Below are 25317 nucleotides of genomic sequence, written 5' to 3'. Positions count from 1 at the left end.
GGGGTGTGGTGTGAGGCAGACGCACTGTTCCGCAGGTCAGTTGAGCATCTGGTGGAGCGCGGGGAAGACGATCAGGACGGTCATCAGCAGGGTGAGGGCGGCCCCCGGCGCGACCATCCGCTCGCTGTCGGCGTTGGCCCGGGCGAGGTCCTCGGCGAGCAGTTCGCCGCGCAGGCCCTTGGCGCGGGCCCGCAGGGTGTCGTACACGGCGGCGCCGTCGGTGCCGGACAGCCGCATGATGTCCGCCACGTCCTGCAGCGGGCTGAGGCCCAACTCCTCGGCGAGCGCGTCCAGTCCGGCCCAGGGCGGGAGCCGGTCGGTGGTGGCCCGGTCGAGGGCGTCGCGGATCCGGCGGAACACCGCGCCGCGCCCGACCGAGGCCGCGCGGTGCAGGGCCTCGGCGGGGCCGCAGTCGGCGGCCCGCTCCAGCGCGACGAGCTCCAGGTAGGCGGCGATGCCGTGCAGGTACTCGGTACGCGCCTCCTTGGCCTCGCCGCGCACGATGGCGTCGGGGACGAACCAGAGCAGGCCGGCCAGCAGCGGCCCGGCCAGCAGCGGCAGGGCGAACGGCAGGCCGACGTCCATCACCACGGCCATCGCACCGAGGTAGGCCGGCAGCACCAGGCCGATCGCGGCGAACAGCAGCTTGTGCACCATGAAGCGGGCCGGGGTGCGGCCGATCAGGGCGAGTTCGCGGTGCGGGACGGACACCCCGCGCAGGTGGACCGAGCGCTCGCCGATCCGGTCGTACCAGCGGGGCCGCTCGTCGTCCGGGTCGACGGCCCGGTCCGCGGGGGCGCGGTGCAGCCGGTCCAGCGCCTGGCGCAGGTCCGGCGGGGCGGGACGCAGTTCGGCGATCAGCACGGCGAGGCCGCCGGCCGCCGCGGCGCCGGCCAGCACGGACCAGGGGGAGATCACCGGACCTCCCCGAGCTGCTCGGCGGGCTCGTCCGCGCGCGCCGGGGTGCGGCGCCCGCTCCTGCTCCGCCGGTCCGGCGCCAGCAGCCGGGGCACCGGCGGGTGCGAGGCGAGGGCGCGCATCCAGGCGATGATCGCGACGAACAGGGCGGCGACCACCGCGAGCACGACCTGGCCGAGCACCGTCCCGTACGGCCGGGTGTACTCGCTGTTGAAGGAGCCGACCGTGACGACCAGCACGATGATGCCGACCAGCCAGCGGATGGTGGTGCGGTGCTTGGCCCGGTCGGCCTCGATGGCGCGGCGCTGGCGGACCTCCTCGCGCACCGAGTCGGCCATGTCGGACAGGGCGCGGGCGAGACCCGGGCCGCTGTCGCCGGAGCGCAGGACGAGCGCGGCCAGCACCTTGTCGGCGGTGGCGTCGGCCAGGCTGTCGGCGAAGGCCTGCAGCGCCTCCTCGGGCCGCCAGCGGGCCTGCAGCCGCGCGGCGAGCTCGCCGATCTCCTCCTCCAGGGCGGCGGGGGCGGTGCGCCGGCTGGTGACGATGGCCTGGTTGAGGCCGACGCCGAGCAGCAGCACGTCGGCGATGCGCTGGGTCCACTCGGACAGCGCCTCCAGCCGTTCGATCCGGCGGGTGTCCGGGCGGGTGGTGTCGAACAGCCAGGGCAGGCCGAAGACGGCCAGCGGCACCAGGAGCGCGGTCAGCGGGATGCCGGTGAACAGCCAGCCGAGCGGCGCGCCGGCCAGGGCGACCGGCAGCTGGATACGGCGCAGCCGCACCATCCGGGAGGAGGCGGTGCCGGGGGCGCCGTACCAGAGGACGTGGGCGCGCCCGGCCAGCGGGTTGTCCGGCCGGAGCGCCTCGTCCTCGTCCGCCGGCTCGCTGCCGCGGGCCCAGGCCACCAGGGCGACCAGGCCGCCCGCGACCGCCAGCCCGCACAGGGCGAAGAGCAGCATCACCGCGCGCCACCGCCGATCCGCAGCTGCAGCGGGGAGGCCCAGCTCCCGTACCGGGAGCCGAGCAGGCCGGCGTCGAAGCCGGCCCGGCGCAGGTCGTCCAGGCACTGCGGCGGGGTGTGCGGGACGGCCCGCGGCTCGCCGATGTCCAGCCGGGGGCCGAACACCGTGTTCAGCGCGGGCCGGCCGCTCTCGCCGAGGCCGGCGACCTCGAGGACGTGGGAGACGAAGCGGTGCCGGCGGCCGCCGACGGCGGTCTCGTCGACCATGGTGACGTGCACGATGAGGTCCAGGGCGTTGGCGGTGAGCCGGTAGGCGAGCGAGTCGGTCATGTGCGAGCCGTACTCGAGGCAGAGTTCGGCGATGCGGTCGACGACCATCTGCGGGCCGCGCGCGTGCAGGGTGCACATCGAGCCGCCCTCGCCGTTGGTCATCACCCGCAGCATCGGGACGACCTCGCCGGAGCGGACCTCGCCGACGATGATCCGCGACAGGGTCATCCGCAGCGCGGCCGGGATGAGGTCGCCGATCGTCAACTCGCCGGCCAGCCGGCCCTCGACGCGCTCCCCGTTGCCCTCCCGGGCCTCCATCGGGACGACCTGGCGCAGGTGCCCGAGGGTGTGCAGCCACAGCTCGAACTCGGACTCCAGGGTGCCGATCCGCTCGTCCGGCGGGATCTCGGCGGCCATCGCGCGCAGCAGGCTGGTCTTGCCGACGCCCTGGGTGCCGGTGATCATCACGTTCTTGCGGGCCCGGATGGCGGCGGCCAGGAAGGCCGCCAGGGTGCTGTCCAGGGTGCCGAGTTCGACCATCTCGGGCAGCGTCGCCGAGGCCACCCGGTGGCGCCGGATCGCCACGTACGGGCGGGGCGTGACCTCGGTCAGCGCCTGCAGGCGCATGCCGCCCTCCAGGCGCAGCGCCAGGGTCGGGCTGGCGGTGGAGAGGCTGCGCTCACCGCCGCCGTGCTGGCGGGCCAGGTCCTGGAGGAGCTCGACGAGTTCGGCGTCGCTGTCGGCCACCGGCGGGACCTGGCGCAGGGGTTGGTGCACCCGGGAGATCCACACGTCGTCGCAGCCGTTGATCAGGATGTTCTCGATCTCCGGGTCGTCCAGGTAGGGCTGCAGCCGCCCGGCCCGGAAGAGCAGGTCGAAGACCGCCTCGGCGAGCGCCCGGTCCTGCTCGCGGGTGGGCGGGATGCCGTGGGTCTGCGCGTAGGCGTCGGACCAGCGGGCGACGGCCTCCTCGATCAGCGCCCGGCCGCGCTGGCGGCGGGTGGCGCGGTCCGGTTCGGACCCGGAGGCGCTGGTCAACCGGGTGATCTGCTGGTGCAGTTCGGCCGCGACCTGGCGCTTGAGCTCGCGCGCCACCTGCGGGTCGACGGCCGGCCGGGTGGCGGCGCCGCGCAGGTCCAGCGAGGGCAGCCCCGGCGGGACGGCGGTCGGTGCCGCGGCGCCGCCCTGGTGGGCGTACGGCGGGGCGGGCTGCGGAACGGGCTGCGGGGCGACGGGGCCGGGCCGGTAGGCCTGCGCCGTCGCGGACGCCTGCGCCGCGGCGGGGCCGGGCACGGGTGCCGGAGCGGGTGCCGAGGCCGGGGTCGCCCAGGGCAGGGCGGCCGGGTCGGCGGTGGGGTGCTGGTGCAGGGGGCTACCGCGCACGGAGCACCTCCCCGGGGGTCTGCGGCCGCCGGCCGTCGGCGGACTGCTGGTCGGGTGTCCCGGCCGGCTGCTGGAGCCGGTACTGCTGCTCGTCCCGGGCGGCCGCCGGGTGGCCGTGGGGGTCCTGCGGGTCGGACCGGCCGGCCCGGCCGGACGCGTTCACCGGATCGGGCGGGTCCTTCGGGTGCTGCAGCTCCTGCGGCTCCTGCAGGTCCTGCGGGTGCTGAGGCTCCTGCGGGCCGTACGAGCCGTGCCGGCCGTACGGCTGGTGGGCCTGCTGCGCCGGGTACGGGGCCTGGACGTGCGCCGGGAACGGCGCGGGCGCGGCGGGCTGGGGCGCCAGCCCGGCCAGCGGCGCCACCGGTCCGGTGGTGATCACCGGCGGGACGGGCTGCGGGGGCTGGTACGAGGGCTGCTCCCCCGCCACGGGGCCGTACGCCACCGGCCCGGGCCCCACCGGGCCGTACGCCGTCGGGCCCTGCGTCACCGGCCCGTACGCGACCTCGCCGTACGTCGCCTCGCCGTACGGCACCTGGCCGTAAGGCACCTGGCCGTAAGGCACCTGGCCGTAGGTCGGCGGCGCGGAGGACGCGTCCCCGGAGCCGGTCCCGCCGTACGCCGCGGGCGCCTGGGGCGTCCCACCGTGGGCGGCCGACTCGTACGCCTGTGCCGGGACCGCCTCCGCCGGGACCGCCGGTGACCCGACCGTCGTCGGGCGGTAGGCCGCCGGTGCGGGGGCCGCCACCGGCCCGGGCACGGACGGCCCCGGGCCCTGCGGCTGGGCCCGGTCCGGGGCGGTGGGCAGGGCGGGCACGGGCACCGGCGCCGGCGCCGGGTTCGGAGCGAGCCGCTGGCGCCGCCGCCGGACCAGCAGCTGCACCTCGTCCGCCGCCGAACGGGCGGTGCGCATCAGCTCGGAGCGGATGAAGCGCCGGTCGGTGGTGTCCCCTCCGTCGGAGAGCACCCGGGCGGTGCGGACGGCGTGCGGCAGCAGCCCCAGCACCGGGAGCCCGAACTCGCGCGACACCTCCGCGCCCGAGTAGGGCCCCTCGCCGACCAGCAGCAGCCCGAGCGCGTCCGAGCCGGTGCCCGCCGTGGCGAGGTCCTCGGTGAGCGCGGACAGCCGGGGGCGGGCGGAGCTCAGGCCGCGCAGCGTGGTGCGGACCGTCACCGCCACCACGTCCGCCCGGCGGGCCAGCACCGCGCTCGTACCGGTGGCGCCGGAGCGGCCGAGGTCCAGGATGACGTCGTAGCCCTGCGGTTCGAGCCCGTGCAGCAGCTCGATCAGCGGCTCCCAGGTGTAGGCGAGACCGGGTGCCTGGGTGGGGTCGGTGAGGCCGGGCAGCAGCAGCCGTTCGGCGGTGCCGTCGGGCGACAGGTCGATCAGCTGCTCCCAGATGGTCTGGGCGAGCAGGCCGCGCCGGTCGGCGACGGCCAGGTTGCGCAGCCCGTACACCGCCTCGACCCGGCCCTCCAGGGCGCCGGCGAGCACGGCGCCGCCGTCCGGGTCGGCCTCCACCAGCAGGACCCGGCGGCCGGGCTCGAGCGGCCAGGCCAGCAGCAGGGCGAGGGCCGTCGTGGTCGCGCCGGGCGCGCCCGGGCCGCCGGCCACCGCGATCACCGCCATCAGGCGCCACCCGCCCCGGCGGGGGGCACGGGCGCCGTGGCCGCGCCGGAGGGTGCCCCGGTGGCGGCCCCGCTCGGCGGGGCGGTCGGCGCGGCGGTGCCGCCGGTGCCCGTGGTACCACCGGTGCCCGCGGTCGCGCCGCCCGCCGAGGCGGCGCGCGGCGCCAGCAGCACCTGGATCCGCCCGCCGGCCACCCACTGCGCCAGCCGGGGCCCGTCCGCGGCACCGACGGCCACGTCGATGACCTGGCTCCCGTCGGTGTCCACCCGGCCGACGGTGATGACGGTGGCGGGCATCGAGTCCGCCTTGCTGTTGTCCGGGGTGAAGACGACGACGATCTGCAGCCCCGGCTGGAGCCGACTGGCCGGCAGCTGGGTGCGCTTGGCGGAGACGCCGACGACGATCTGGCCGGGCTGGACGGCCAGGTTCTGCGCCAGGTCGGTCGGGGTGAGCATGGCACCGCGCTTGAGGTCGGTCGCGGCCCGCATGCCGACCGCGGTCCGCCGGTCCACTGCGGAGACCGGCCGCAGCGCCGGATCGCCCGCGATCCGGGCCACCACCAGGTCGTCGTCGGTGATCACCTGCCCCCACGGGACGTCCCGGGCGAGCGCCAGCACCGCGACCCGCTGGCCGGTGCTGTTGTAGAGCACCGCACCGCCCAGGCCGCCGGCCGCGATCAGTGCGACCGCCATCGCCAGCACGGCCGGGCGGCGGCGCCGGGCCCGCAGGGTACGACCGGGGGTGTGCGGCGCGGCGCGCTGGTCCTCGCCGCCCGCGCCGCCGCCCGCGCCGGCGCCCTTGCCCCGGCCGCCGGCCTTGCCCGCGCCGCGGCCACGGGCCCGACCCGCGGCCGCTCCCTGGTCCGGGACCGCCACGGACACCGCGGCGCCCGCGGGTGTGCCGGATCCCGGCGTCGCGAATGTACGGTTCTCCACCGGGTTCCGCCCTTCCTCGTGCTCGTTCCGGGTCGTTGGTGCTGGGGGTCGAAGTCGTGGGGGTCGAAGTCGTGCTCGGCCCGCGTCCGTGCCGGCGCCGGTCCACGCCCGCGCCGGAGGCGGACCGCTCCGGGGTGGACCGGCCCGGGGTCAGTTGAGGACCTGCACCTCGGCGACCTTGAGCCTGATGTCCGTGGACTGCGGGATCTTGACGTCGAAGGTCTTCGCGTTCGGCCCGGTGACCACGACGTGCCCCACCCAGTTCGCCGTGACGGTGCCCGCGTAGACGCCGTCCTTGCGGTTGGCCGAGCCGACGGCGAACTCGTAGCCGCAGTCGGGCGACTTGGCCGCGCCGTACTTCGGGTCGTACGGCGTGCCGGCGGTGTCGCAGTTCACCGTGACGTCCTTGCCGAAGTCCCAGGTCACGCCCTTCAGCAGGGGCGTGACCGTCACCGAGGCGCCGGGGACGGAGAGCGTCTTGGGCGCCGGTGCGACGACGTTGTCGACCCAGAGCCAGACCGGCGCCTTCACCACGGCGGTGCCCTTGGGGGCGACGCCCGCGGCCGGCTTCGGGAAGCGCATCTCGTGGGCGTAGCTGACCCCGATGTCCGCCAGGTTCAGCACCGGCGGACCGGCCGGCGTGGTGGCCTCGAACACGATCTCGGCGCCGCCCATCCCGCCGCCCGTCTGCGGGCAGACCTTGGAGTAGAGCGCGCCCTCGGACGGCTTGTGCCCCTGCCACTCCGGGGCGCCCTCGGCGGGCGGGTTGTCCAGCGGGCGGTAGTAGCAGCCGGAGCCGCTGTTGAACCAGCCGAGCTCCGGATCGTGGCAGGCCCACTGCTGGTCGTGGTAGCTGCACACCTGCGGGCCGTCCTCGGCCCCGCCGCCGGTGCCGCCGGGCTGGCTCGGGCCGGGGACGGGCTTCTTCCCGCCGGAGTTGACCCCCGAACAGATCACGTCCGGATAGCACTGTTCGGCGCCGCCACCCGGTGGTTCGTCCGCCGCCGCCGTGATCGCCGAGGCCAGCAGCAACCCGGCGGACAACGGCGCGAGGATCGCCAACCGCCCGGCCGGTTTCCTGGGACTCGGCTTCCTCCGGTTCGTCGTGTTCAGCGCGTTCAGCATGTCCGGTCCACCTCCCGCTTGAAGTCGTAGATCAGCCAACGTGCTTGGAACCAGCGCAGGGACGCGGTCGCGACGTAGCGGTTCAGCCGCTGGCCCGGATCCTTGGCGGCGCGGGTGACGGCGTCGACGCGGCGCCAGTCCGACACGTCGACGCAGTCCTCGATCACCGCGGTCTGCGGATCGGATGTGAGATCAATGGTCTTCACCGCGGCGGAATTCCGCGGAGTTCCGGTCATCACCAGTTTGGCGTCGCGGAGTTGGCGGAGACCGACCAGGGCATCGGCCAGCGCCCGGCCGGAGGAGTACGTCTCCAGAGCGAATCCGTCCGAATCCGTTCGCCCGAATGCGTCCGCCTGGGCCTGCCACCAGTCCTGATACGTCTTCAGGGCAAGCCGCCCCATCGCCCCTTCCGGCCCGTCGGTCGGCGCGATCGAGCCGTTTACCGAACCACCCGAAGGAGTTACCGGATCCACTCCCGCAACACTGGGCGCAGCCGTCCCGAGACGATCGACGGAACCACCGGCACCACTGCTCGCACATGCCCCGAGGAGCAACGCCAGAACCACCCCGCCGATCCCAACCGCCCCAGGGCGCAACACATTTCCGCGCTGCCGCATCGCCCCACCTCATCGCGACCGACCCGGTCAGTGATCCGTGGCCGCCAGAAGAATTCCGCTGTCCCGCCGGTGTTTCCGCTGGGGATCGATTCTTCGCCAACCCACCCCATCACGGCAACACCTCAGGCCCCCTGACCTTACGCGGAAGGCGGTTCCGTCGGGGCACTTTCCCGCCACAGAACGGCCAACAGTTCTTCGGAAAGCGACAATCCGGCCAATGCGCCCCTGACCGCGGCCCGATTGCGCATCAGGAGGCGCCCGCCCTGCGGCGGAACGAGCAGGCGCGCGCCCGGCGCACCCGAACTACCGGCCGGTTCGGCACCGTCGATCAGCGCCGCCACCGAGGGCTGGAGATCCAGCGGGGCGACGGCGGCCGGAGCACCCGGGACGCCCTGGCGCAGGACGGTGGTCAGGGCCCGGCTGAACGACCCCTCACCGCCCGGCAGCACGGCGTCCCGGCCGCGTCTGCCGGGGGCGTAGCGGCCGACCCGGCCCCACAGCGGGACGCGCGGGTAGCTCAGCAGCTCACCGGCCCCGTCCTCGCCGCCACCGCGCTCCAGCGCCGCCCAGGTGTCCCGGTCGGCCACCGCGTCGACCAGCAGCAAAGCCTCCTCCTGGTCCCCGTGCACCATCGCGCTGACCACCCAGTCCCAGGCCAGGCCGCGCCGGTAGGCGTTGTCGGCGGTGCTGCCGCCGGTGACCAGGGCGAGCCGGCGGCCGCGCGGGTCGGCCACCAACTGGCCGACCAGGCACACCACCAGCCAGCGGCCCGGGTGCTGGGCGGCGTCCCGGACGGCGGTCAGCATCGCGTTGGCGTCCGCGTCCGGCGCCACCCCGGTGACCCGGCAGCCGGCCGCACCCGCGTCGAAGCACATCCCCGGCAGCACCTCGGCGAGCAGCCGGGCGCCGTCCGGCGCCAGTGCCGAACCGCCGAAGCCCCGGTCCGGTCCGCCGTCCGCCCCGATCACCACCAGGTCGACCCCGCCCGCCATACGCCCGCCCCTCCCTCGCCGGCCCCGGCGCACCCGGGGTCGCCCGCCGCGCCCGCCGCCGCTGCGCGCGGGGGCGGGTGCCGTTCCACCGCCGGGCAGGCTACCGCTCCCGGCGTCCGCCGACGGGGCTCCCGGCCCGCCCGCTCCGGGACCATGGGCCCTATCGGCGCGCACGCCGACCGGAGGACGATCGGTCGCATGGAGCGCGAGGACCGTGTGGAGACCCTGAGCGAGGCCGAGTGCCTGCGGCTGCTCAGCACCGTGCCCGTCGGGCGCGTGGTGTACACCGAGCACGCACTTCCGGCCGTCCTGCCGGTCTCCTTCGAGGTCCTGGACGGGCGGCTGGTGCTCGCCGTGCGCCGGGGAAGTGCGACCGCGCGCGGGCTGGACGGCACGGTGGTGGCCTTCCAGGCGGACCTGCTGGACCCGGTCACCCGGACCGGCTGGAGCGTCCTGGTGCACGGACGGGCCGACGTGGTGCGCGAGCCCGACCAGGTGCGGCGGGTGCTGCGCTCCGGCCTGCGGCCGTGGGTGGGCGATCCGGAGCCGCTGTTCGTCGCGCTGGTGCCGGAGCTGGTCAGCGGCCGTCGGCTGTTCCCGACCGGGCAGGGCGCCGCGGGGCGCGGGGCGCTGCGGTCCTGAGGCCGGCGGCGGGGCCGACCGGGCCGGTGGGGCCCGGCGGGCCGACGAGTGCCGAGCGGACGGGTGCCGGGGAGACGGGTGCCGCGCCGTCACCCCCTGACAGATACCGGTGGGTAGGCATACGCTTCCGGCGTCCTGCACCTCTCCCCCGGGCACGCCCCCTCCAGGAGCACACCGTGACGAGCTTCGCCTCCCTCGCCGACCTGACCGCCGCCGTCGGCACCGAGCTGGGCACCAGCGAGTGGCACACCATCCAGCAGCGGCAGATCGACCTGTTCGCCGAGGCCACCGGTGACCACCAGTGGATCCACGTGGACCCGGAGCGCGCCAAGGAGAGCCGGTTCGGCTCCACCATCGCGCACGGCTACCTGACCCAGTCGATGATCCCGGTGCTGGCGAAGGAGTGCTACAGCGTCGAGGGCGTGCGGATGGCGCTCAACTACGGCTCGGAGAAGGTCCGCTTCCCGGCACCGGTGCCGGTGGGCACGGCGATCCGGGCCACCGCCGAGCTGGTATCGGCCACCGAGGTGGCGGGCGGGGTCCAGGCCGTGGTGCGGTTCACCATCACCAGCGCGGAGAGCACCAAGCCGCACTGCGTCGCGGAGACGATCACGCGGTTCTACGCGTAGCGGGCGCGGGTCCGGGGCGGCGCGTTCCGGCCCGGACCGACGGCCGGGGCGCCGGGCCGGCTCCACGGGTCGCCCCCGGCCGGCGCCGCGGGGTGGTCCGGGGCGCCGCCGCGGGGTGGTCCGGGGCGGTGGAGGGCGGTCGGGTACGCCGATTGGCCCGCCTCGAGCCGTCCACCAGGTCCGGCCGACCTGCGGCGAGTAACCTCCGACGAGATGGTTGTCGTACCGCAGTGGCCTCACCAGCCACCGAGGTACGCGCCCCGGCACGCCCGGTAGCCGTGACCGTCCTTGGAGGAGCCGTGCCCCGCCCAGCCCCCTGGTTCGCCCGCCTCGCCGGTCTTTCCTCGCAGCTCGCCCCGCCGTCCTCCGACCCTGCCGCCGGTCCCGCCGCACCTGGACTGGCCGCACTGCCCCGCGCGGCCTGGCACCGGGTCCGGGCCGAGGCCTTCGGCGCCGACCCGAAGGGCGAGCGGCTGGCCCGCATCCACCGCTCCCCGCAGTTCGCCGACGGCGCCTTCCGCAACCCGGTGCCCACCCGCCGGCTCGTCTACGAGCGCAGCCCGCTGGAGGTCACCCGGGCCCAGCTGACCGGGGACAAGACCCGCCGGGCGCCGGCCGCCGCCGTCCCGGTGCACCGGCTGCTGCCGGTCGACCTCGCGACGCCCCCGGAGTCCGGACTGCGGCTGACCTGGCTCGGCCACGCCACCGTGCTCGCCGAGATCGGCGGGCGGCGGGTGCTGCTCGACCCGGTGTGGGGCGAGCGCTGCTCCCCGTTCGCCTGGACCGGCCCCAAGCGGCTGCACCCGATGCCGCTGCCGCTGTCCGAACTCGGGCCGGTGGACGTGGTGGTGGTCTCCCACGACCACTACGACCACCTCGACATGGCCACCGTCCGCGCGCTGATCGACACCGACGCGGTGTTCGCGGTGCCGCTCGGGGTCGGGGCGCACCTGGAGCACTGGGGGGTGCCGGCCCGGCGCATCGTCGAACTGGACTGGTGGGAGTCCGCCGAGGTCGCCGGGCTCACCCTGACCGCCACACCGGCGCGCCACTACTGCAGCCGCGGACCGCGCACCAGCGCGCTGTTCCTCTGGGCGTCCTGGGTGGTGGCCGGCCCGGACCACCGGATCTTCCACAGCGGGGACACCGGGTACTTCCCCGGGTTCGCCGAGATCGGCCGCCGACTCGGGCCCTTCGACGCGACGATGATGCAGGTCGGCGCGTACAGCGACTTCTGGCCCGAGGTGCACATGACGCCGGAGGAGGGCGTGCAGGCCCACCTCGACCTGGGCGGCGAGCTGATGCTGCCGATCCACTGGTGCACCTTCAGCCTGGCGCCGCACCCCTGGGAGGAGCCCGCCGAACGGGTGGTCACGGCCGCCCAGACGCTCGGCGCCCGGCTGGCGGTGCCCCGGCCCGGCAAGCCCTTCGAGCCGGCCGACCCTCCGGCACTGCGGCTCTGGTGGCGTGCGGTCGCGGTCGCCGCCGCGACGCGCGCCGTCGAGCCACTGGTCCGGGACGGGCGGGCGGCGGCGGCCCCGGTGCGCGAGCGGGCGGCGGCAACGGATTTCAGCGAACAGATTTCAAAGTCTGTTCGCTGAAATCTGTTCGCTGAAAGTTGTCAGCTGTTATCTGTCAGCTGTCATCTGTCAGCCGCTACCCGTCAGCCACCAGCCGTCAGTGCCTCACGCCGCGAGGACGTCCCGCAGGATCCGGGCCTCCTTGACCACCCGGCTCGACCCGGCGCGCTCCGCCGTGGCCGTCACCTCGGCCACCGGGCCGCGGGCGCGGGTGCGCCGGGCGCAGTCGGCCGCGAGGGCGAGCAGGTCGCCGAGGCCCCGCGCGGACTGTTCGGCGCCGCCGAGCAGCCCCGGCAGGGCCGCCCCGAGCACCGACCACACCGTCCCGTAGGCGCCGGTGCCCGCCGCCAGGGCGAGCGCCGAGGCGAGCCGGGTGGCCTTGACCGTACCGGGGCCGACGAGCACGCCCAGTTCGCGGCCGAGCAGCGCGCCGTCCAGCTCACCGCGCGCGGCGAGCACCAGCAGGGCGTCGACGGCCGCCGTCCGGTCCTCCGCGTCCCGGGCGCCCAGCCCGTACGCCACGGCCAGGTGCAGGGCCAGCCCGGCCGGGCCGCCCGCCTCGGCGAGGGCCGGCAGCAGCCGCGCGGTGTCCCGGGCGTCCCGGTCGGCGCCGCCGGCGAAGTGGTCGAGCCAGCGGGCGGCCAGCTCCTCCCGGTGCCACGGGAGCATCGCGGCCCAGTGCGCGGTGGGCCACCAGGGCCATTCGGCGATCTTGCGGACCCGGGCCGCGCTGGGTTCGGTGCCCTCCAGCAGCGCCCGGAACTCGGGGGCGAGCCGCTCGCCGTCCGGCCCCTTCGGCCCGGCGCCGGCGCCCGGCTGGGCGACGGCTACCCGCTGGAGGTCCTCCCACCAGCGCTCCCCGTAGATCCGGCCGTGCCGGGAGCCCCGCCCGGGGGCGAAGTACACCCGCTCGGACGGCTGGTCGGGCAGGCCCCCGGTGCGCAGCCAGTGCGCGACCCACCGCCCGGCGGGCGAGCCGAGCTCCCCGGCAGCCCGCAGCACCTCCGCGTCCGAGGTGGGCGCGGCCCGCAGCAGCGCGGCGCACAGGTCGGCCCGGCCCGGGGTGACGCCGGCCGCCTCGTACCCGGCGAGCCGTTCGACCAGCACCCCGGCGGCGACCGCTCCGGTGGTGTCGGTCGGGGTGGCCAGCAGGAACGGGGGCCGGTCCGCGGCGACCTGCCGGGCGGCCTCCTCCATCCGGGCGGCGAGGACGGTGCCGTACACGGTGTTGTTCTGGCTGCGCAGCGGCGAACGGCCCTTGCCGCCGGGGAGGTCCCGGACCCCCCGGTGCGGCGGGGTTTCGCCGGCGACCGCGGCCGCCACGTGGAGGACGTCGCGGGGCGTGCAGTCGTACCAGCGCCCCACGCCGCTCCACGGGTGGACCCGGCGGACCGGTTCCAGGGCCTCGGCGAGCGCGGCGCGGTCCAGGTGGGCCTGGCGGACCAGGCCGTCCAGCACCCGTTCGAAGACCGCGACGTCCGGGCTCTCGGCGGCCAGCAGGGCGGACAGCTCCTCCGCCACCTCGGCGGCGGAGGCGATCGGCGCGCCGAGCGGGCGCGGCTGCGGGGCGGGCGGGAGGAGTTCGTCCCACCCGGTGTCCGGGTCCTCGCCGCCGACCGGGGCGCCGAGCACTTCGCCGGCCCGCGGGTGGTGGGCGGGGTTCAGCGCCTCGGCGGCGAGGCGGAGCTCGGGCAGCACGGCCTCGCCCGCCGCGCGCAGGTGCTTGGCGACCACCCGCAGCGCCCGCTCCTGGACGCCCTGGTCCGGGTGCCCGAACGCGGCGGACGCCGCGAGCACCACCGGCCCGGACCGCGCGGGCTCGCGCCTGGCCGCGCGGTCCAGCCAGCCGAGCTGGGCGCGCACCAGCTTCTTCTCCGTCCGGAACAGCACCACCGCCGAGGCCTCGGCCAGCACCTCGGGCTCGGTCAGCCCGGCCTCGTCCAGCCCGACCAGCACCTCCTGGGCGTGTCCGGCGATCACGGACGGCGCGTCGAGCAGCGCCAGCACGTCCCGGACGCGGGCCGCGTACTCCTCGGGGGTCGGGGCGAGGGCGCGCAGCACGTCGAGGAAGGCCCGCTGGTCGGGGGACTTCCCGCCGCGCAGCAGCCGGGCCAGGCAGGCGTCGAGCAGCTCGGCGCGGTCCAGCTCGCCGGTGGCGGCGAGCTCGGCGAACGCCTCCGGCCAGGAGTCCCCGGGGCGGGGGCTGCGCTGCCAGGAGAGCATCCACCCGATGTCGTCGAGTTCGAACACCCGGGGCGCCAGCACCGGGGTGAAGGCGTCCGCCCGCAGCAGCGCCGCGACGGTCGGCTGCGGGCCGCCGCCCTGGCGCACGGAGCTCGCCCACTCGCGGACGAAGGGCTCGTCCTGCGGCACCGCACAGCCGGTGCGCCGCACCACGGCCTCCGCGAGCGGGTACATCGACCGGCCCCAGCCCGAGGCCGACCGGGCGGCGAGCCTGGTCGCCACCTCGATCTGCCACTCCACCGGCTGCGCCTCGACGAGGCGGCCGAGGGCCGGGTGCCGCGCCCAGTCGCGCCCGGTGAAGTCGCGCCCGGCGAGCCAGGTGGCGGCGCCGGCCGGGCCGGTGTGGCAGCCCGCCCCGGCGAGCAGCAGGGCGCCCCGGGCGCCGATCCCGTCGTTCGACCAGTCGTCGCGCAGCTCCTTGCGCAGGGCCTTGAGCGCGGGCAGGCACTGCCGCCGCTGGGCCGCGTCCAGGTCGTCGACCAGGGCGGGTATCAGCGACATCCGCCCGCCCCGGACGGCCCTGAGCAGGCGCGCCACGCCGTCCGGCCGGCCCTCCGCCTCCGCCGTCACCGCCCCCGTGGCACCCGTCACGCCCGCCCCTCCTGCCGCCACGCCCGTCTCCACGTCCGCCGTCACCGTCACGCCTCCCGCCCCGCTCATGCCCGGACCCCCCGGGCCCCCTGCGCCGCGCCGGCGGCCCGCCCCTGCTGCGCGCCCCGGCCGGCCGCCTCGCGCACCATGCCGACGGCCAGCGCGTGCTTGCACGGCCCGCGCCCGCCCCGGTACTTGGCCCACCACAGGCAGGTGCAGGAGGCGCGCCCCGTGTCGTCCGTGCGCACCCGCTGGATGTGGTCGTCCACCGTGACGACGGCCGTCGCGCCGCCCGGCTCCAGCCGCACCGCACCCGCGGCGACCAGGGCCCGCGCGGCCCGCAGCCGCGGGTTGGCCGCCTCGGCCCGCCCCGCGTCGTACGGGAGCTGCCGGTGGAAGAACGCGGCCTCGGCGGTGTCGTAGCCGATCTGCCCGGCGGTGCCGAGCCTGGTGAGGGCGGCGCGCACCCGCGCGGGGGTGAGCCCGGACTGCTCGGCGAGGTCGGCGACCTCGATCCGCGGCTCCCAGGCGAGCAGCACCGCGACCAGCTCGGCGTCCTGGTCGACGGTGCCGGTGGCGAGCGCGCCGAGCACCCCGCCCTCGCCGGAGAAGCCCCGGGAGGCGTCGGGCGAGAGGGTGAGCGTGAGCCGCATGCCGGGCAGCACCACCTCCCAGGCCGAGGCCGCCGGGGCGTCGCCGGCGGCGGGCCCGTAGACCCGCAGGGCCGTCGCGTGCCGCAGGACGCGCTGCAGCGCGGCGAGCCGCTCGGGCCCGGGCAGGCAGACCGCGCCGGGCACCGGCCGGGTGGTGGGCCGCAGCGTCCGCCCGGCGGGGACGACCCGCAGCACGCTGCTGCGGCCGCCGCGCGGGAGCGAGCGCAGGAAGCGCACCGCCTCGGCGGCGGGCAGCTCGGCGCGCAGGTCGAAGCCGGCGGCGACGACCTGCGTCTCGGCGAATCCGCGCAGCCAGCGCTCCGGCAGCGGGACCTTCTTCTCGACCAGCGGCCCGTCGAAGGTGGTGACCTCCAGGGCGTCCGGCCCGACCGCGAGATGCAGCGGGTCGGCGGGGCCGATCCTGGTCAGGGCCTCGCGCAGCGGGTTGTTGACGTCGACGTTGGTGGTGCCGTGCCCGATGTCGTCGCCGTCCAGGCCGGCGCCGAGCACGTCGAGCCGGGCGTAGACGCCGCAGCAGCCGGAGAAGGACTCGAAGCGCAGCCGGTCCCCGTTGGCCGTCACGACCGGGTCGAGCGAGGCGCGCAGCTGCGGCTGGTAGTAGCGGGCGGCGGCGACGTCGGCCACGGCGAGCAGCGCGGCGGCGGCCGGTGCCGGGTCCGTCAGGAAGCCCGCGAAGAAGCGCGGGTTGGCCGCCGCGCCGAGCGGGGTGGCGCCGCCGGAGGTGGCCAGGTCGAGGTGCCGCCCGCCGGCGCCGTCGAGGACGGCGGACGGACGCAGATAGGCGTACGCGTGTGCGGATTGCGTCATGCCGAGCACGCTAGGTGAGGGCACTGACAATCCGTCGGCCCGCGACCGCACTGGAACAGGTTCTACCCGACGGAAGGACCCCTGGACGTTACCCAGGTCACACCGCGGCACGGTTGGCTTCTGCCACTATGGGCCCGTGACCGACCTGACCGAACAGGAAATCCGCGCCACCCGGCCCACCGGCTCGTTCGCCGGACTGCTGGAGATCGAGCGCCTGGACGAGAACACGTTCCGGGGCCACTGCCACGCCGGGGCCCCGATGCGCGCCTTCGGCGGACACGTCGCCGCGCAGTCCCTCGTCGCCGCCGGGCGCACCTGCGACGGCGGGCGCGCGGTGCACTCGCTGCACGGCTACTTCCTGCTGCCCGGCGACCCGACCCAGCCGATCCGCTACGAGGTCGAGCGGGTCCGCGAGGGCGTCTCCTACACCACCCGCCGGGTGACGGCGCTGCAGAACCAGAACGCGATCTTCAGCCTCTCCGCCTCCTTCAAGCGCGCCGAGCCGGCCGGCGACCGGCACCGGGCGATCCCCCCTGTCCCCGGCCCCGAGTCGCTGCCGGACGCCTTCTCGGCCTGGGACCCGGCGCTGCGCGCGGCGATCCTGCGCACCGGCGGCTTCCGCGACCTCGAACTGCGCTTCGTGCCGTCCGACGCGCCCGGGGTGCCGCCGGCCGTGCCCGGGATGCCGCAGCAGTTCGTCTGGATGCGGATCGCCTCCCCGCTGCCGGAGGGCGACCCGCTGCTGCACGTCTGCGCGCTCACCTACCTGTCCGACCTGACCCTGGCCTCCACCTCCGGGCTGCACGAGCAGCCGAACTTCTTCCAGCGCAGCGAGCCGCCCCGGCTGCTGATCGCCTCGCTCGACCACGCGATGTGGTTCCACCGCCCGTTCCGCGCCGACGAGTGGCTGCTGTTCGCCCAGCGCAGCCCGTCCTCCTCGGACGGCCGGGGGCTGTCGCTCGGCGAGTTCTACGACCGGGACGGGAACCTCGTCGCCTCCGCCGTCCAGGAGGCGCTGCTGCGCCGGCTGCGCTGACCCGCGCCGCCCGGGGCGCGGGCCCGGCGGGCCCGCGGAACCGGCCCGCCCCCGGGCACGACCGGGCCCCCCGGGCACGCCGGTGACCACCCGGCGAACGGAAGGGGGCCGGTCGGCGTCATACTCCTGAGCGGCCCCGGCCCGTATCATGGTGCGGGTGACCAAGGTTGACCTGTCACCACGGCCGGTGGAGGCGATGTCTCCGCGTCAGCTCGAACGCCGCGAAAGCCTGATCGCGGCCGCGCTCGCCCTGGTGAACGAGATCGGCGTCGAGCGGCTGCAGATGAAGCAGGTCTGTGAGCGGTCCGGAGTCGCCCTGGGGACGGCGTACCGCTACTTCTCCTCCAAGGACCACCTCCTGGCGGCCGCGATCGCCGAGTGGCACCGCAGACTGCTGGCCGACCTGGTGGCGGAGCTGCGCGGCCCGCGCGCCGGGCTCGGCGCCACCGACCGGGCGGTGCGCTTCGTCCGCGGCGGCATGCGGGCCTACCAGCGCCAGCCCGAACTGGCCCGGCTGCGGGTGGCCGTCGCCGCCTCCACCGACCCGTTCGCCAGCGAGGCGCTGCAGGGCATGGCCCGGGCCGACAGCACCGCCCTCCAGGCCGTGACGACGGAGGTGCCGGCGGCGGCCAGCGAACTGGTGCGGCACATCGTCGCGCACGCCTGGCAGGGCGAGCTGACCGCCTGGGTGACCGGCCGCACGACCCTCGGAGACGCCAGGCGGCGGCTCGAGGACGTGGTGCGGCTGGTGCTGAACCCGTACGAGCCGTCGTACCCGGTGCCGTACGAGGTCCAGCCCACCGGCCACCGCACCTGACGGCTCCGCCGGGCCCCGCCCGCGCCGCGGCCCGGCGACCGGCACCGGGCCGCCGCGGGGCGGCGGGCGGGAACCGGCACGCCCCGGCCGGAACCGGCACGGGCGGCAGGGCGCGGCGCGGGCGGGGCCCGGTCCCGGCCCCGACCCCGACCCCGGCCAGGGCGCCCGCGGCGGCTACGCCACCGTCACCGGGTGGGCCACCACCGCGCCGAACAGGTAGCCCTCCCGGTTGAACACCGCCCGCTCCGGCTGGCCGTTGCCCCGGCGGTCGGTCGCCCGGGCCCGCAGCTCGTACGCGCCGGGGCCCTCGGGGCGCCAGTCGACGCTCCAGCGCGTCCAGTCGTGGGCGCGCGGCTCGTCCCGCAGGTCGGCGCGCCGCCAGCTGCGGCCGCCGTCCGTGCTCACCTCGACCGTGCGCACCGGGGCCGCGCCGGACCACGAGCGCCCGTGCAGCCGGTGGCCGCGGCCGGCCTCCAGCACCGCGCCCCGGGCCAGTTCGAAGGCGCTCTTGACCACCTGGGTGGTGATCGGCGCGGTGCCGGCGGCCGGGTAGTCGGGGCCCCAGAGCCGGTAGAAGTCGGTGTTCCAGGGCGAGTACAGGGGGTGGTCGGCCACCTCGATCGTGCCCACCCACTTGATCGAGGCGATCCCCACCCAGCCGGGCACCACCAGGCGCACCGGCGCGCCGTGGTCGGGGGTCAGCGGCTCGTCGTTCATCTCGTAGGCGAGCAGCACGTCGTCCAGCGCCTTGGCGACGGGCAGCGGCCGGCGCACCGGCCCGAGGTCGGTGCCGCCGGTGACGTAGTGCGGGTCGAGACCGGCCGGCAGCACGTCCACGGCCGCCCGGGTCAGCCCGGCCGCCCGCAGCACGTCGGCCAGCCGGACGCCCCGCCAGCTCGCCGAGCCGATGCCCCCGAGGGTCCACGGCGTGCCCGGGACGGCCTGCCCCTGCTGGCTCGCGTAGAAGCTGCGGCCGTTGCCGGCGCACTCGATCAGCGCGCTGATCCGGGTGGACGGCAGGTCCTGCAGGTCCTCCAGGCCGAACTCCACCGGCTGCCCGGCCGCCGGGGCACCGCGCAGGCCGGTCCCGAACAGTTTCAGCCGCCAGGTGTCCGGGTCGATCAGCGGGGTCCCGGTGTGGTTGCGGACGAAGAACCGCTCCACCGGGACGTGCCGCCCGACGGCGGCGTCGCCGTCGGCGTCGCGCAGCGCGTCCCAGCGCATCTCGGCGTTGGTGCCGCGCGGGACGAACCACTCGGCGGGCAGCGGCTTGACGATCCCGGGCACGGGCCTGGGCACCTCCTCGGCGGCCGCCCGGGCCGGGGCCAGCACCGGGGCGGCCAGGGCGGGCGCGGCGAGCGCCCCGGCGGCGGCGAGCATCCGCAGCAGCGTCCGGCGGTCCACGCCGTCGGCCCGGGCCTCACCGGCCAGCCACTGGCGCCGGCGCAGGCGGTCGTAGGCGGCCTCGTCGAGCGCGGGGGCCCGGTCGGACGGCGTGGCGGGGGTCTGGACCTCGGCTGCCATCGGCGGCACTCCTTCGTTTCTCAGGGTAGGCGGTTCGGCGGTGGACGCGCGGCGGGCCGGGGCGGGGCCGGCCGGGCCCGCCCCGGCCCGGGGTGCGGCGGGGTGCGTCAGGGCCCTCGGGGGGTCGTTCGGCAGGGTCATTCGGCAGCGGGCCGCTCGAGGGGGCCTCGAGGGGGCCCGGAGCGGGTCAGCGGCCGGATCGACAGGCCTGGCGGCGGGCGCGGCGGCCCGGACAACAGCCGAGCGGACGGCGCGGCGGCATCCCGCCGGCCCGGGCGGCGGTCCGCCCGGTCGGCACCACGGCGCGGCGTCCCCCGGTCACGGTCCCGGATCCTACGGCGTGGCCGACCGCCCGTCAGGCGGATCCGCGATCCGGGGCTTGACCTTCCCACCGGTGTGAACACCTACCGTTCCGTCGTCGGCGCAGGTCCGCCGCCGCCCCGAAACAGTGCCCCGAGGAGCCGTCATGCCGTCCGTCCCCGCCCCGCTCGCCCGGATCGTCCAGGGCTCCGGCCCCGGCCTGCTGCTCGCGCACGGCGCCGGCGGCAGCGCCCGGGACAACTGGGGCCCGCTGATCGCCGACCTCGCCGCCCACCGCACCGTCGTCGCCCCCGACTTCCCCGGCTCCGGCGACACCCCCGGCGAACCGGACGAGCCGACCCTGGACGGGCTCGCCGACCGGCTGGTCGCCACCGCCGTGGAGGAGGGCCTGGACACCTTCGACCTGGCCGGCTACTCGCTGGGCGCCGCCGTCGCCGTCCGGGCCGCGACCCGCCACCCCGGCCGGGTCCGCTCGCTGTTCCTGCTCTCGGGCGTGGCCGGCGGCTCGGCGCGGCTGCGGCTGCTCGCCGACCTCGTCGCCGAACTGGCCGACCGGCCCGCCGACCTGGCCCGTCTGGTGCTGACGGTCGTCCTCGGCGAGACCTGGGTGGAGGCGCTGCCCGCCGACGGGCTCGCCGCCCTCCAGGAGGCGCTCGGCGGCCCCGTCCCGGCCGGCCTGAAGCAGCAGTTCCGGCTGGCCGGCCGGGCCGACGTGCGCGACGAGCTGGCCGCCGTCACCGTCCCGGCGCTGGTGGTCGGCACCGCCGAGGACGGCCTCGTCCCGCCGTCCCAGCACCGCGCCCTGGCCGAGGGCATCCCCGGCGCGCGCTTCGTCGAACTCCCCTGCGGGCACCTGCCGATGGTCGAGCAACTGCCCCGACTGCGGGAACTGGTCCTGGAGTTCGTCGAGGACTGAGCCCGCGGCGGTGCACGGCGGCGGCCGGGACGGGCCGCCGCCGCCGGGAATGCCCTACGTCCGGCGGGTGTTCGCCCGGTCATGCGTATCGGAGAACTCGCCCGGCTGACCGGGGTTTCCACCCGTCTGCTCCGCTACTACGAGGAGCAGGGCCTGCTGCGGCCCGCCCGCACCGCGGCCGGCTACCGCGAGTACGGCGAGGAGGACACCGTCCGGGTCCGGCAGATCCGCAGTCTGCTCGGGGCGGGCCTGACCACCCGGGTGATCGCCGAGCTCCTCCCCTGCGCCAGCGGCCCCGTCCCGGTCCTGGAGGCCTGCCCCGACCTGCTGGCCACCCTGCGCGGCGAGCTCTCCGACCTGGACACCCGGATCGAGGAGCTCAGCCGCAGCCGCCGCGCGCTCTCCCGCTACCTGGCCACCGCGCACGCCCCGGTCGCCGACCACGCGGCCGGCCGGGCGGCCTGACGGACCGCAGGGCCCGTCCGGGGCCGCCGCGGCGCGTCCTCCGGGCGCGCCCCGGGCCCGCCCTCCCGGCGCGCCCTCCCGCCCCTCGCGGCACGAACTGGACATAGTGCGACATACGGCTCGGCCCCGACCGTGCCGGCACCCCAGCTCCGCCCCCGAGGTACGAGAGGTCCGCCCGATGAGCAGCCAGTCGCCGCCGTCCGCGCCGCGCGTGAAGGAGCCCGACGAGCCCGCCGCGACCCTGCCCGCCGACCGGGCGGTCTTCGGGATCAGCGCCGTCCTGGTGCTGGGCGTGGTCGCCTGGGGCGTGTTCGCCCAGGACTCCCTCGGCCGGACCTCCTCCAGTGCGCTCGGCTGGGTCCTGCACAACTTCGGCTGGCTGTTCGTGGTGGCCGCGGACGTCTTCCTCGCGCTCACCGTGCTGCTCGCGTTCAGCCGCTTCGGCCGCATCCGGCTCGGCCGCGACGACGACGTGCCCGAGTTCTCCACCCTCGCCTGGGTCGCCATGATGTTCAGCGCCGGCATGGGCATCGGCCTGATGTTCTACGGCGTCGGCGAGCCGCTCCAGCTGTTCGCCGCCCCGCAGCCCGGCTCCGGCGTGGAGCCGCAGAGCGCGGCCGCCGCCCAGCAGGCCCTGGAGTTCTCGCTCTTCCACTGGACCCTGCACCCCTGGGCGATCTACGCGGTCGGCGGGCTCGCCCTCGCCTACACCACCTTCCGCAAGGGCCGTGGCAACCGCGTCTCCGCCGCCTTCGTCCCGCTGATCGGGCAGCGCGGCGCCGACGGCTGGGCCGGCCGGGCGATCGACCTGCTCGCCGTCCTCGCCACCGTCTTCGGCTCCGCGACCAGCCTGGGCCTCGGCGCGCTGCAGGTCGCCGACGGCCTCGGCTACATCTCCTCGGTGCGCAACACCCAGAACGCCCAGCTGGTCATCATCGGCTCGCTCACCGCCGCCTTCGTGCTCTCGGCGTTCTCCGGCGTCCACAAGGGCGTCAAGTGGCTCTCCACCTCGAACGTCGTGCTGGCCTCGCTGATCATGCTGTTCGTCTTCGTGTTCGGCCCGACGGTCTTCGTGCTCGACGCGATCCCGTCCTCCGTCGGCGGCTACCTCTCGGACCTGCTGGTCATGTCCACCCAGACCGGCGCCTTCACCGACGAGACCTGGCTGGGGTCCTGGACCGTCTTCTACTGGGCCTGGTGGCTGTCCTGGGCTCCCTTCGTCGGCACCTTCATCGCGCGCATCTCGCGCGGCCGCACCATCCGGCAGTTCCTGCTCGGCGTGCTGCTGGTGCCGAGCGGGGCCACCGTCGTCTGGTTCTGCGTGATGGGCGGCACCGCGATCCGGCAGGTCACCACCGGCGCGGCCGACCTCGTCGCGACCATCCCGCAGGGCGCCGAGGCCTCGCTCTTCGAGATGCTGCGCTCGCTGCCGCTCGGCTCGGTCACCAGCGTGGTCGCCGTGCTCCTGGTGATGACCTTCTTCATCACCAGCGCCGACTCCGCGTCCCTGGTGCTCGGCTCGCTCTCCAGCCGCGGCTCGCTGCACCCGCGCACCTGGCTGGTGGTCGTCTGGGGCGTGCTGATGGGCGGGGTCGCCGCCGCCCTGCTGCTGGCCGGCGGGCTCACCGCGCTGCAGAACGCCACCATCCTGGTCGCGCTGCCGTTCGTGGTGGTGATGCTGCTGCTCTGCGTCTGCCTGATCAAGGAGCTCCGCGAGGACCCGGCCGCCGGGCCGTCCCGGCTGCACCCCGCGCACGGCCTGCGGGACGCCGTCAAGGTCGCCGTCGGGGAGGCCCTCGCCGAACGGACGCCACCCCGCTGACCAGCACGTACGCCCCACCCGGGCCGCGGTGGGGCGTACGCGGCCAACCGACGCCCAACCCCCGTCCGGACTTCACCCGCGCGTACCGACCGTTCACACCGCCCTGGAACCCTCCCTGTCATGAACGCCAGCCCTCAGGCGCCCGACCAGGAACCGCGCTTCCCGCTCCCCCAGCGCCACCGCCGCCTGCTCGCCTGCACCGCCGTCCTCGCCTCCATCACCCTCGGCGCCCTCGGAGTCGGCGCCACCGTGGAGACCGTCGAGCACGGGACCGTGGCCACCGTCACCGCGAGCAGATAGCGGCCCCGCCGCCCCCCTGGCCGTCCCCTCGGCCGTCCCCTCCGCTGTCCGGCCCGGACCGGGCTCCGCACCGGGCACGCGCCGCAGTCCTGCGCAGCCCCCGCACGCCGCCACCCGACCGGGAGCGGCCCGCGGGGGCTGCGGCCGTCTCAGACCGGGTCGGCCTCGCCGCAGCCCGCGTCGGCTCCGGCCGGGCGGGAGTGGCGGCCGGTGCCGGGGGCGGGGCGCAGGTCCGGAGCGGGCGCGTAGCGGGCCGCGGGCGGGCGCAGCAGCCAGCCCGGGGGCCACGTGCCGCGCGGGGTGGGAGCGATCAGGCCGAGCCCGTGGAGCAGGTCGAGGGCGTCGCGGCGCAGCGCGGTGCGGTCGGCGAGGTAGTCGCGGCGCCAGCCGGCCGGGAGCGCGTACTCGTCGGCGATGTCGCCGAGGAGCCCGTCTATCAGCGCGTCGGGGATGGGGACTCCGTCGCCGCAGGTGGGCTCGCCGGGCAGCGGGCGGACCTCCTCGACGAGGCGTTCGAGCAGCAGCAGGGCGGCCTGGGCGTGGGTGTCGGCGCCGGGGAGGGCGAGGTCGGTGAGTTCGCCGGCCGGGTCGAGCAGGGCGACGCCCTCGGCCCGCAGCTCGGTCTCCAGGCCGAGGAACTCGGCGAGCGCGGCCGGGCCGCTGAGCCGGTGCTCGTGCAGCCAGGCCCGCCGGTCCTCGGGCAGGTCGGCGGCGAGGACGGCGGGGGTCTCGGCGAGCAGGCGGCGCACGGCGGTGGCGGGTTCGGCCTCGGCGGCCCGGCGGACGAGGTCGGCGGCGTCGGCGGCGAGGGCGGGCGGGCCGACCGGGACGGCGCGGGCGAGTTCGCGGTCGACGGTGAGCAGCACGGCCCCGCGCGCAGCAGTGGGGGCGGCCCCGTCCGGCGGCCCGGCCGGATCCGGCCCGTCGGCCTCGTCCCGGCCGTCGCCCCGGTCCTGCGGGTCCGCCGGCAGGCCGTCGAGGACCTGCCAGTCGGCCAGCACCGCGAGGGCCGCGGCGCGCTCGGCCGCGGTGGCGGCGAGCCCGGGCGCGGCGGTGCGCAGGGCGTCCAGCAGCCGCCCGTGCGGCAGTTGCCCCGGGGCGTCGACGAGCAGGGCCAGGGCGAGGGCGAGTTGGGCGTAGCCGGCGGGCGTGAAGGGCACGCCGGTGGCGGGGTGCACGAGGCGGCGGGCGGTGCCCGGGCCGAGGCCGGCCTTGTAGAGCCGGGCGTGCCGGGGGCCGACGGCGAGGCGGTAGCCGAGCAGGGTGTCGAAGCGTTCGGTGAGCCAGTCGCGGTGACGGTGGATCAGCGGGAAGCCGTCGGCGTGCGGGCCGGCCGCGGAGACCAGCGGGTGGGCGAGCAACAGGCGTGCGGCGATCCGGCGTTCGGCGGCGAGCGGGTCCGCTGCGGGCGGGCCGGCCGGGCCGGGCGCGGGGGCGTCCTGGCCGGCGCCGTCCCGGCCGCCCGGCACCGGGCGGGGCCGTTCGGGCCTGCGGTGCCGGCCGGGCCCGCCCGGCTTGGCGCCTGACCGGACGACGGGCAGCGCGGAGGCGTCCCGGCGGGCGCGGCGCAGCGCGCCGGCGGTGCGGGCCTCCCGGGCGCGCAGGGCCGCGGCGGCGTGCGCGGTGGGGCCGTGCCACCAGCTGACGCCGGGGTCGGCGGCCGCTTCGGCGGCGGCGCCGAGGTGGCGGGCCGGGTAGAGGCCGAAGGCGGCGGTGCAGAGGTCGTCGGCGGCGCCGGGGGCGGCGGCGGCGAACCAGTGGGCGAGCCGGAGCAGTCCGGGGTCGGGGGACAGCCGTGGGGTGTGGCCTGCGGCGGCCGGCGCCTGCGGGGCGTCAGCGCGGGGGCCGGGCACGGCATCGGACGGGCCCTCGCCGGTGCGGGCCGGCGGGCCGGCGGCGGCCGCGGGTTCCACGGGGCTCGCGGCAGCGGGTCCGCGTACGGCGAGCAGGGCGTCGGCGCTCCCCCGCCCCGTTCCGCCCGCGCGCCCGTCCGGCCGGTCGGCGGCCACCCGGGTGGCGCCGACCGCGTAGTCCTGCTGCTCCATGTCGGAGACCAGACTAGACGGTGGCCGCGCAGCCGGTGGCGGCTACCGGTCGTGCGCCGGGGGCGGCCGCGAAAGTGGC

General features: G+C 76.9%; 21 protein-coding genes. 9 read left to right on the top strand and 12 right to left on the bottom strand.

What is annotated here, in order from left to right; translation table 11 throughout:
- Positions 1-36 precede the first annotated feature (36 nt).
- From ACIA8Q_RS04195 to ACIA8Q_RS04160, 8 genes are all read right to left on the bottom strand, one after another.
- Positions 37-918: a hypothetical protein gene (locus ACIA8Q_RS04195; protein WP_360219838.1), complete on the bottom strand. Its 882-nt coding sequence runs from the start codon at positions 916-918 to the stop codon at positions 37-39.
- Positions 915-1874, bottom strand: coding sequence for a type II secretion system F family protein (locus ACIA8Q_RS04190; protein ID WP_360219841.1), 960 nt, complete (start codon positions 1872-1874; stop codon positions 915-917). Before ACIA8Q_RS04190 ends, ACIA8Q_RS04195 begins: the two co-directional genes overlap by 4 nt.
- Entirely contained in the window at positions 1874-3529 is a 1656-nt protein-coding gene (locus ACIA8Q_RS04185; RefSeq protein WP_360219844.1) for a CpaF/VirB11 family protein, read from the bottom strand. Before ACIA8Q_RS04185 ends, ACIA8Q_RS04190 begins: the two co-directional genes overlap by 1 nt.
- Entirely contained in the window at positions 3519-5156 is a 1638-nt protein-coding gene (locus ACIA8Q_RS04180) for a hypothetical protein (protein WP_360219847.1), read from the bottom strand. The genes ACIA8Q_RS04185 and ACIA8Q_RS04180 overlap by 11 nt, the downstream gene beginning before the upstream one ends.
- The gene (locus ACIA8Q_RS04175; protein WP_360219849.1) at positions 5156-6091 is read right to left on the bottom strand and encodes an SAF domain-containing protein; all 936 of its coding nucleotides are present in this window, start codon (positions 6089-6091) and stop codon (positions 5156-5158) included. Before ACIA8Q_RS04175 ends, ACIA8Q_RS04180 begins: the two co-directional genes overlap by 1 nt.
- A 150-nt stretch (positions 6092-6241) precedes the next feature.
- On the bottom strand, positions 6242-7216 hold the full coding sequence (locus ACIA8Q_RS04170) for a hypothetical protein (protein WP_360219852.1): 975 nt from the start codon (positions 7214-7216) through the stop codon (positions 6242-6244).
- Entirely contained in the window at positions 7210-7689 is a 480-nt protein-coding gene (locus ACIA8Q_RS04165) for a hypothetical protein (protein ID WP_360219855.1), read from the bottom strand. Before ACIA8Q_RS04165 ends, ACIA8Q_RS04170 begins: the two co-directional genes overlap by 7 nt.
- Positions 7690-7970: 281 nt before the next feature.
- Complete coding sequence (locus tag ACIA8Q_RS04160) at positions 7971-8825, bottom strand: hypothetical protein (protein ID WP_360219857.1); 855 nt, start codon at positions 8823-8825, stop codon at positions 7971-7973.
- 198 nt (positions 8826-9023) lie between these two features.
- Between ACIA8Q_RS04160 and ACIA8Q_RS04155 the strand changes: the two genes are divergently transcribed.
- The 3 genes from ACIA8Q_RS04155 to ACIA8Q_RS04145 all read left to right on the top strand — a co-directional run bounded on the left by ACIA8Q_RS04155 (position 9024) and on the right by ACIA8Q_RS04145 (position 11697).
- On the top strand, positions 9024-9467 hold the full coding sequence (locus ACIA8Q_RS04155) for a pyridoxamine 5'-phosphate oxidase family protein (RefSeq protein ID WP_360219860.1): 444 nt from the start codon (positions 9024-9026) through the stop codon (positions 9465-9467).
- 176 nt (positions 9468-9643) lie between these two features.
- Entirely contained in the window at positions 9644-10096 is a 453-nt protein-coding gene (locus ACIA8Q_RS04150) for a MaoC family dehydratase (RefSeq protein ID WP_360219863.1), read from the top strand.
- Between the two features lie 398 nt (positions 10097-10494).
- Complete coding sequence (locus ACIA8Q_RS04145) at positions 10495-11697, top strand: MBL fold metallo-hydrolase (RefSeq protein WP_387897509.1); 1203 nt, start codon at positions 10495-10497, stop codon at positions 11695-11697.
- 84 nt (positions 11698-11781) lie between these two features.
- Here ACIA8Q_RS04145 and ACIA8Q_RS04140 read toward each other — a convergent pair whose 3' ends face one another.
- Both ACIA8Q_RS04140 and ACIA8Q_RS04135 read right to left on the bottom strand, forming a co-directional pair.
- Complete coding sequence (locus ACIA8Q_RS04140; RefSeq protein WP_396316726.1) at positions 11782-14511, bottom strand: DUF6493 family protein; 2730 nt, start codon at positions 14509-14511, stop codon at positions 11782-11784.
- 65 nt (positions 14512-14576) lie between these two features.
- Positions 14577-15992 (bottom strand): SWIM zinc finger family protein, encoded by a 1416-nt coding sequence (locus tag ACIA8Q_RS04135; RefSeq protein ID WP_360219869.1) that lies wholly within the window; start codon positions 15990-15992, stop codon positions 14577-14579.
- 136 nt (positions 15993-16128) lie between these two features.
- Here ACIA8Q_RS04135 and ACIA8Q_RS04130 point away from each other — a divergent pair, with 136 nt between their 5' ends.
- Both ACIA8Q_RS04130 and ACIA8Q_RS04125 read left to right on the top strand, forming a co-directional pair.
- Complete coding sequence (locus ACIA8Q_RS04130; RefSeq protein WP_360219872.1) at positions 16129-17028, top strand: acyl-CoA thioesterase II; 900 nt, start codon at positions 16129-16131, stop codon at positions 17026-17028.
- Positions 17029-17224: 196 nt separating this feature from the next.
- Entirely contained in the window at positions 17225-17845 is a 621-nt protein-coding gene (locus ACIA8Q_RS04125) for a TetR/AcrR family transcriptional regulator (RefSeq protein WP_396316725.1), read from the top strand.
- A gap of 174 nt (positions 17846-18019) precedes the next feature.
- Here ACIA8Q_RS04125 and ACIA8Q_RS04120 read toward each other — a convergent pair whose 3' ends face one another.
- Positions 18020-19369: a sulfite oxidase gene (locus ACIA8Q_RS04120; protein ID WP_396316724.1), complete on the bottom strand. Its 1350-nt coding sequence runs from the start codon at positions 19367-19369 to the stop codon at positions 18020-18022.
- A 466-nt stretch (positions 19370-19835) separates the two neighbouring features.
- Here ACIA8Q_RS04120 and ACIA8Q_RS04115 point away from each other — a divergent pair, with 466 nt between their 5' ends.
- The 4 genes from ACIA8Q_RS04115 to ACIA8Q_RS04100 all read left to right on the top strand — a co-directional run bounded on the left by ACIA8Q_RS04115 (position 19836) and on the right by ACIA8Q_RS04100 (position 23193).
- Positions 19836-20606: an alpha/beta fold hydrolase gene (locus ACIA8Q_RS04115; protein ID WP_360219881.1), complete on the top strand. Its 771-nt coding sequence runs from the start codon at positions 19836-19838 to the stop codon at positions 20604-20606.
- 81 nt (positions 20607-20687) lie between these two features.
- A complete protein-coding gene (locus ACIA8Q_RS04110) occupies positions 20688-21071 on the top strand; it encodes a MerR family transcriptional regulator (protein WP_360219884.1) in 384 nt (127 codons plus the stop codon).
- 178 nt (positions 21072-21249) lie between these two features.
- On the top strand, positions 21250-22893 hold the full coding sequence (locus tag ACIA8Q_RS04105) for a BCCT family transporter (RefSeq protein ID WP_396316723.1): 1644 nt from the start codon (positions 21250-21252) through the stop codon (positions 22891-22893).
- Between the two features lie 120 nt (positions 22894-23013).
- Positions 23014-23193, top strand: a complete 180-nt coding sequence (locus ACIA8Q_RS04100; protein WP_396316722.1) for a hypothetical protein — start codon at positions 23014-23016, stop codon at positions 23191-23193.
- A gap of 149 nt (positions 23194-23342) precedes the next feature.
- Here ACIA8Q_RS04100 and ACIA8Q_RS04095 read toward each other — a convergent pair whose 3' ends face one another.
- Positions 23343-25238, bottom strand: a complete 1896-nt coding sequence (locus ACIA8Q_RS04095) for a DUF2398 family protein (RefSeq protein ID WP_396316721.1) — start codon at positions 25236-25238, stop codon at positions 23343-23345.
- Positions 25239-25317 lie beyond the last annotated feature (79 nt).

Source organism: Kitasatospora sp. NPDC051705, assembly GCF_044453265.1.
Lineage (GTDB): Bacteria > Actinomycetota > Actinomycetes > Streptomycetales > Streptomycetaceae > Kitasatospora.
The sequence above is the reverse complement of the archived record's forward strand: the minus strand, read 5'-3'. Positions and strand labels throughout refer to the sequence as shown.

Excerpts from the sequence above, each read along its gene's own strand:
- ACIA8Q_RS04190 (WP_360219841.1), bottom strand. The coding sequence starts at position 1,874 with ATGCTGCTCTTCGCCCTGTGCGGGCTGGCGGTCGCGGGCGGCCTGGTC.
- ACIA8Q_RS04180 (WP_360219847.1), bottom strand. The coding sequence starts at position 5,156 with ATGGCGGTGATCGCGGTGGCCGGCGGCCCGGGCGCGCCCGGCGCGACC.
- ACIA8Q_RS04170 (WP_360219852.1), bottom strand. The coding sequence starts at position 7,216 with ATGCTGAACGCGCTGAACACGACGAACCGGAGGAAGCCGAGTCCCAGG.
- ACIA8Q_RS04160 (WP_360219857.1), bottom strand. The coding sequence starts at position 8,825 with ATGGCGGGCGGGGTCGACCTGGTGGTGATCGGGGCGGACGGCGGACCG.
- ACIA8Q_RS04155 (WP_360219860.1), top strand. The coding sequence starts at position 9,024 with ATGGAGCGCGAGGACCGTGTGGAGACCCTGAGCGAGGCCGAGTGCCTG.
- ACIA8Q_RS04135 (WP_360219869.1), bottom strand. The coding sequence starts at position 15,992 with ATGACGCAATCCGCACACGCGTACGCCTATCTGCGTCCGTCCGCCGTC.
- ACIA8Q_RS04125 (WP_396316725.1), top strand. The coding sequence starts at position 17,225 with ATGTCTCCGCGTCAGCTCGAACGCCGCGAAAGCCTGATCGCGGCCGCG.
- ACIA8Q_RS04120 (WP_396316724.1), bottom strand. The coding sequence starts at position 19,369 with ATGGCAGCCGAGGTCCAGACCCCCGCCACGCCGTCCGACCGGGCCCCC.
- ACIA8Q_RS04115 (WP_360219881.1), top strand. The coding sequence starts at position 19,836 with ATGCCGTCCGTCCCCGCCCCGCTCGCCCGGATCGTCCAGGGCTCCGGC.
- ACIA8Q_RS04110 (WP_360219884.1), top strand. The coding sequence starts at position 20,688 with ATGCGTATCGGAGAACTCGCCCGGCTGACCGGGGTTTCCACCCGTCTG.
- ACIA8Q_RS04105 (WP_396316723.1), top strand. The coding sequence starts at position 21,250 with ATGAGCAGCCAGTCGCCGCCGTCCGCGCCGCGCGTGAAGGAGCCCGAC.
- ACIA8Q_RS04100 (WP_396316722.1), top strand. The coding sequence starts at position 23,014 with ATGAACGCCAGCCCTCAGGCGCCCGACCAGGAACCGCGCTTCCCGCTC.
- ACIA8Q_RS04095 (WP_396316721.1), bottom strand. The coding sequence starts at position 25,238 with ATGGAGCAGCAGGACTACGCGGTCGGCGCCACCCGGGTGGCCGCCGAC.